This window comes from Domibacillus robiginosus, from assembly GCF_000966195.1.
GTDB classification, from domain to species: Bacteria; Bacillota; Bacilli; order Bacillales; family Domibacillaceae; genus Domibacillus; species Domibacillus robiginosus.
On record NZ_LAHL01000065.1, the window covers coordinates 20,862 to 27,121 of the forward strand.

Genomic DNA, 6,260 nt, shown 5'->3' on the forward strand with positions numbered 1-6,260 from the left:
TTTATGAAGAAGGCTGCTCCATGAAAAGGTCAAAAGCCAATCATGTAGATGTATGGCAGTACAGACGGGGAGATGGCGAAAGGTTCGCACCCTCTCCCTTAAAGAAGTAATAAGCTATCTGAATGGATGACAGCCAATTTTCAATTGTTTTTCTATTTCATTTGGTGGTAGTGGTTTAGAAAAAAGGTATCCCTGGCCTATTTGACAGCCATGACTCAAAAGAAAGTGGGCCTGCTCCTCTGTTTCAACACCTTCAGCAATAAGGTCAAACTTTAAATTATGACCTAACTGAATAATCGTTTTTGTAACTGCACGTATAGATGGGTTTGACAGTGCTTCTTTTACAAAAGACTGATCAATTTTTAAGTAATCGATTGGCAGCTGAGAAAGAACACTTAAAGAAGAATAACCAGTGCCAAAATCATCTACTGAAATCCTGACCCCCAGCTTTTTCAATTCTTTTATAATCGGAAGCTCCTTTTTGATATTTTGCATAATGCTCTCTGTAATTTCTAGTTCAAGAAGTTCGGGATTCAGTTCTGTCTCTAATAAAATTTCTTTAACGTTCTCTATGAATTGTTCATCATGAAACTGCTGAATGGATACATTAACGGCCATACTGATGGAGGGAAAACCAGCGTCGTACCACTTTCGATTTTGCTCACAGGCTTTTTTAAGAACCCATTTTCCAATGGGTATCATCAAGCCGCTTTCTTCTGCCAGGGGAATAAATTCCATAGGAGAAACAAACCCGAATGTAGGATGCTTCCAGCGAAGTAATGCCTCCACTCCTATCATCTCCCCGGTTTTTAAATTTACTTTAGGCTGATAGTAAACCTGCAGCTCTTTATTCCTGCTGGCTAATCTTAAATCATTTTGCAGCTGCAGCCTGCGATTAACAGCTTCCTCTCGGGCAAAGGTATAAAAGCTATAGTTTTTTGAAGGATGCTCTTTTGCTGCATACATGGCCCTATCTGCATATTTAATAAGTGTTTCTTCATTTTCCGCATCATTCGGATACATACTGATACCAATACTTGGAGTGATAAAATATTTTTTCTTATTGAGTACAAAGGGTGCTATAAACCTGAATAAAATAAGATTTATTATTTTTACAACATGTTCTTTATTGGTATTTTCCAATACAATAATAAATTCATCGCCGCCATGGCGTGCTGCAAAGCCTCCATTTTTTATGATAGAAACTAGCCTCTCGCTGACCTGCTGCAGTAAAAGATCCCCAACACCATGACCCAGAGCATCATTAATCGACTTAAACTTATCAAGATCAAGAAATAACACAGCGAGCTGCTGTTTCTTATCCCTGCACTGTACAAGGGCATTATGTAAGTGTTCATTCAGCATGTACCTATTTGGCAATCCTGTTAATTCATCATAAAAAGCCATATGTTGAAGTTTTTGTGATTTTTCGGCCAGTGTTTTATTCAACTTTTCAAGCTCGAATTGTTTCTTTTCTGTATTCCTCATTTGATTTATTTTTCCAATCGTATAAACGGCTTTAATAATAGTTAGGCCGATCAACATTTGGGAATCGTAAAACTGAAAAGACGATTGTTCAACATACTCGATAATCTCAAAACACAAGTGGATGATTACTGAAAGGAAACCTATGAAACCAACACTAAGATAAGAAAAATAAAAGGATATCAAGTAAATCGGAATTAATTGAATGATCCAGACAATTTCGATATTTTCTCCTGAAAGAGAATCCAAAAAAGCAGGAGAGATTAGTAAAAGTATAGAGATGATCCAAATAATTATGTTTGTTTTTTGGGATATCTTCATCTTTGACTCCTAAATAATTGTGATGGGTAAGGAAAAGATAAGTTTTTTAGTTACATGGAGCTATGTATTATAAAAAAGAATGGGATGTAAGAAATGTTATCTGGTTTAAAATAACCATTTAATAGTACCTTAAACACAATAAAAATAACATTAAAAGGTTTTGAGCAAAAATTCAGGGGAAATCAATAAACAATTCTCGCCGTAGGGATGCCTTATACAGGAGGAAGTAAAAAACAGTGCCGGGTGGGGAGGGGAAATCATTTTCTTCCTGCTACAATCCGGTGAGGCCATATTTTTTATAGAGCTTTTAAATGGAGCATTGTCGCCATTATCGCAGCGGCTGCTTTTACTATCTGACTATTCACGAAGCTGGTACGTGATGCCCAAATCAATTACTTGTTTGATCTTCGTATTGTTCACCTTACCCGGACAATAAGGAAGGAAATTATCTTCTTTAATCGAATGTAAGGTAGATGGAGATGATGAATTGAAAATAAAAGTGAGTTATTACTGTCTGGACTCTAATGGGATGCTAGAAGGCATACAGAAATATGACCAAGTAGAAATAAATCCGGATTTAGCTGGTGGTGTAAGAAAGCTGGTTGAAGAAGCATTAAGTAAAAAGCTGCATATAAGTAAATACAAATTAAAGGTGATCAGTATGACGTGAATTTGGTTTCATTTAGCACCTACAGGGCCCTTTTTCTTTGCTCAAAAACAATTTCAAGGGCGGACAAGTACAGTTCAAAAATGGGTAAAGGAAAGAAACGGACAAGACAGCTATTAGCATAAGTCGGGGGTAAAGGAAGTTGATCGCTAAAACTAAAGGTAAAGGTGGGAGAGTTGTATGAAAGTAGAAGTGAAATACCGAAGATTTGATATGAAGGCAGGCCAATTAGTGCCTAATCGCAACTATTCTTATGAAATAGTAGAGATTAATAGTACATCCATTATTGACTCAAGCGATCTGGCAGAAGACGCCCTAAGCAAGAAATTGCATTTGAGTAAGGATCGATTTGAAGTGATAGAGAGCAGACCTGTTTAAGTATTTGTAGCCTGCTTTTTCGCAGCCGCATCCAAATAAATGGGTGCTTTTTTTATGTTCAAATAAACAAAACGAGTAGCCGGAAGGGACAGTAACAAAAACATATCTTTTAAATAAGAAATGGAGTGAAGGGAGATGGGAATGCCAGGAGCAAAGAATCCAAGCAGACCGTAGGGGGAGGAAAAAAGCTAAAATCGTTCTTTAACTAAAAAGAAGCCGTGAAAAACGACTTCTCAATAAAATGAATTACATTGGAAACCGTCCGGGCATTGTGTGAGGAGCATTGCCATATCCCTCGGGCATCATATGAGGAGCATTGCCATATCCCTCAGGCATCATATGAGGAGCGTTGTCATATCCCTCAGGCATCATATGAGGAGCGTTATTATGACTCTCGGGCATCATCATATGAGGAGCATTGTTATGTCTCTCAGGCATCATCATATGAGGAGCATTGTTAGAACTCTCAGGCATCATCATATGAGGAGCATTGTTATGTCTCTCAGGCATCATTTGGGGAGCTTTGTTACATCCACATCCTTTAGGCATCTTTTTGGGGGCATGGTTACGTCCCTCAAGCATCATATAATGCTGTTCAACCTTCATCACGTAATGAAAATGCTTTTGATAATAACACATATGCTTTTGAGGATCTACATACTCGTATTTTTTTGCGAGCAGTCCATATAAGTTTGCTTTTGCTAAAAGATCCTTTAACATGTCATCCATTTTCACTTTAAATTCCCCCTTTTAACGTTACCTTAGCAGAGTATTCACTTATTTTTATGTTGTATAAGAAGATTGCCTGCTTTTCCATAATAAATAAACGGCAGATTGAGGTTTTGAAGGAGGAAGCAATCGGATACGTATATCGACGATGCTATTTTGGAAGAGAGAAAAAAATATACAATACATAGGGCGACGGTGACATCAATGTGCGGTGTGATAGCTTTTTTTTATTTTGAATGCAGATGAAAAAAGGTAATCGACAGCATTTAAAGGGAATCATATACAGAGCGCTATCATTCGTTTCATTAGCTAACATAAAAAAGTCCTTACTCAAATAAAATGATCATAGTAGTAAACGTAAATAACATCATCAACCATCCATTTAATAATCCGGTTTGCAATTTTTAGGGTATTTGATCTGTTCACTGAAATAATATGAGAAAAGAGAGGGGAAAAATGAATAAACGGTATTATTCAGTAAAAAGTTTTGAAAGTAATACATTCGATGAATTAACGAGAAATATTAACCTTTTTATTTACCATCAGTTATGTGAAGGCCAATTAATTGATATAAAATATAATATCGTTCCTTTATCAACTAGTACTCACAAAGAGACTGAGGGACAACCTAACATTCATTGTACGGCTTTAGTTATATATAAAAATATAGTTAATCATTAACAGTTGTCACCCTGGTAAGAGGTGGCTTTTTTCTTTGCTTAAAATAAAATCTCGCCAATGGCAAAGTTACATAGCCTTCTTGTTTTCATTGCGGTTACTTTTGCTGAGAAAGTCAATCGAATACTTTAACACAGCATCAGGAAGTACAAGGTAAAGGGAAATGAATTCCGTTTGTCGAAATGTAAGTCAAAAGGAGGGGACAGTAATGGATATTTTAAAAGTAGCTAAATATATGTTTAGTCGAATTGACAGAAGTATCCAAGTAGAATCAAATATGGATATGTACGATCAGGGAAAATATCTTGGAAGAGGTAAGATAGAAATTAATGAAAAAAGAATCATAGAAGGGTCGAAAAGAAAGAATATTGATCTAGAAGTATATTCTTTTATCGTTATCATGCACGAGTACGGTCATCATCTAGATCCTGACTTAATGAAAATGGACAGAAAAATTTTTGAATATCAAAAGCGAATAAATCAAGAAGGTGATAGAGCAGAGTTATGGTGGGAATTAAAAAGATACAGTATGAAAGCAGAAGAAAACGCCTGGAAGTACGCGGCAGAAAGAATACCACTGACTATAAGACCAATCTTTGAAAAAGAAAGAGCCAATTCACTGAAAGAACATGAATTAATACTTGATATAAAGGTAAAGGCAAACTAAGCATCCCACACAGGGTGCTATTTTTTATGCTCAAATACACAGAGCAATTAGCAGTAAAGGAAAAATAAGATAAATTATGCTGGAATGTAAAGAAACTTTTTCTCATTCAAACTTTGCAGAAAAGGTATTCAATGAAGCAGCTATTTTTTTCTCTATGCTGAAATATCGTTTGGACAGGGCAAAAAAATATAGTCGGTGAGAGAACGTGGAGAAAAAAGAGGAAAAGTTATCAAGAAATTAGCGAAGAACCTCCTGTGTGTTATATGATAAAAGAAAACATCAGGAGAAAGCATAATGACAACAGAAATTCCTAGTTTAAATTACCTTATGAATGATTTAATTGAGACAGTACAAGCATATATCCATCTTAACCAGCTAGAAGCACCTATTACGATCGTGCTCACTGGAATAATTGCAGTAGCAGCACTTAAAAAGCAGCGGAAGCTTCGTTAAACAAAAAAACGGCTATCTGGCAGAGTTACGTTATTTTTTCTAGACCACAATCTTTGATTTGCTTTTCCATAACAGCAAGCTGCCCAAATGATCCTGAGAGGATATTTATACAAAGAAAGACCTCACAGGTGCCATGAGGTCGTTAAATCCTGGTTAAGTACCGCAGTCGTAATATGCACCTATTTACATTATACCCGATAAGCAAACGTTCAAAACGTTTTTTTCTATATAAGCTGAATAAATGATTACATATTACTTTTCAAAAAAAGCGTATGAGGACAGCGCTTAGCCCGGCTATGAAATAGCGGCAGTGAAGGAAGTTCTATTGTTAAATTCGAACGAGCTGAATATGCGCGGTCCTTTTACTTTTTATTAGGGTACATAGTATCGTCAAAAAACTGGATACTACATGGGAAAGTACAAAGGAGTGATACTTATGGCAATGTGTCCTTTATGTAACTCATTAAAAGTACTGGAACTGGACTGTCCCACATGTCATTCTCGATTAGACGATTCTGGTAAGGTATCAGACTTTTTAGACCCGTATGGTCATTATAATGATGAAGAAACGGTTAAAATGGGTGATGGCTATCCCAACACAGCGAAAAATCAAATTTGTCCTCATTTAATGGTTTGTAACAAGTGCGGCTATGATGTGGTAAAGTTTATACAAGAACAATGATGTATGAACATTGCGGGCAGCAGCCAATACGGAGTACACAAGTAGCTTTATTAAAATGACTACTGGGTGCGTGAGCGGGGAAAAGCCCAGAGTTGCTGTGAAGAAAAGGATTTGATTAAAAGCAAGCCTTTCTAGAAAGCTCACCTCACTAATAGAGCTTTTAAAAAGAACATAAAAAGCATAAACTAAAAAGCCGCATC

General features: G+C 36.3%; 8 protein-coding genes. 5 read left to right on the forward strand and 3 right to left on the reverse strand.

Features of this window, described 5'->3' with window-relative positions:
- Window positions 1–114 precede the first annotated feature (114 nt).
- Window positions 115–1,449, reverse strand: a complete 1,335-nt coding sequence (locus VP97_RS21285; protein ID WP_172656827.1) for a putative bifunctional diguanylate cyclase/phosphodiesterase — start codon at window positions 1,447–1,449, stop codon at window positions 115–117.
- An 844-nt stretch (window positions 1,450–2,293) separates the two neighbouring features.
- Here VP97_RS21285 and VP97_RS21290 point away from each other — a divergent pair.
- Together VP97_RS21290 and VP97_RS21295 are read left to right on the forward strand one after the other, a co-directional pair.
- Entirely contained in the window at window positions 2,294–2,476 is a 183-nt protein-coding gene (locus VP97_RS21290) for a hypothetical protein (RefSeq protein WP_050184174.1), read from the forward strand.
- Between the two features lie 177 nt (window positions 2,477–2,653).
- Entirely contained in the window at window positions 2,654–2,851 is a 198-nt protein-coding gene (locus VP97_RS21295) for a hypothetical protein (protein ID WP_050184175.1), read from the forward strand.
- Between the two features lie 246 nt (window positions 2,852–3,097).
- Here VP97_RS21295 and VP97_RS21300 read toward each other — a convergent pair whose 3' ends face one another.
- A complete protein-coding gene (locus tag VP97_RS21300; RefSeq protein ID WP_050184176.1) occupies window positions 3,098–3,586 on the reverse strand; it encodes a hypothetical protein in 489 nt (162 codons plus the stop codon).
- 450 nt (window positions 3,587–4,036) lie between these two features.
- Between VP97_RS21300 and VP97_RS21305 the strand changes: the two genes are divergently transcribed.
- From VP97_RS21305 to VP97_RS24100, 3 genes are all read left to right on the forward strand, one after another.
- A complete protein-coding gene (locus VP97_RS21305) occupies window positions 4,037–4,261 on the forward strand; it encodes a sporulation protein Cse60 (protein WP_050184177.1) in 225 nt (74 codons plus the stop codon).
- Window positions 4,262–4,466: 205 nt separating this feature from the next.
- Window positions 4,467–4,925: a hypothetical protein gene (locus tag VP97_RS21310; RefSeq protein ID WP_050184178.1), complete on the forward strand. Its 459-nt coding sequence runs from the start codon at window positions 4,467–4,469 to the stop codon at window positions 4,923–4,925.
- Window positions 4,926–5,219: 294 nt separating this feature from the next.
- Window positions 5,220–5,378 (forward strand): hypothetical protein, encoded by a 159-nt coding sequence (locus VP97_RS24100; protein WP_156153586.1) that lies wholly within the window; start codon window positions 5,220–5,222, stop codon window positions 5,376–5,378.
- Between the two features lie 625 nt (window positions 5,379–6,003).
- On the opposite strand, the gene VP97_RS24375 is transcribed toward VP97_RS24100, so the two are convergent.
- The coding region (locus VP97_RS24375) for a hypothetical protein (RefSeq protein ID WP_216594940.1) at window positions 6,004–6,260 on the reverse strand (257 nt) is incomplete at its 5' end.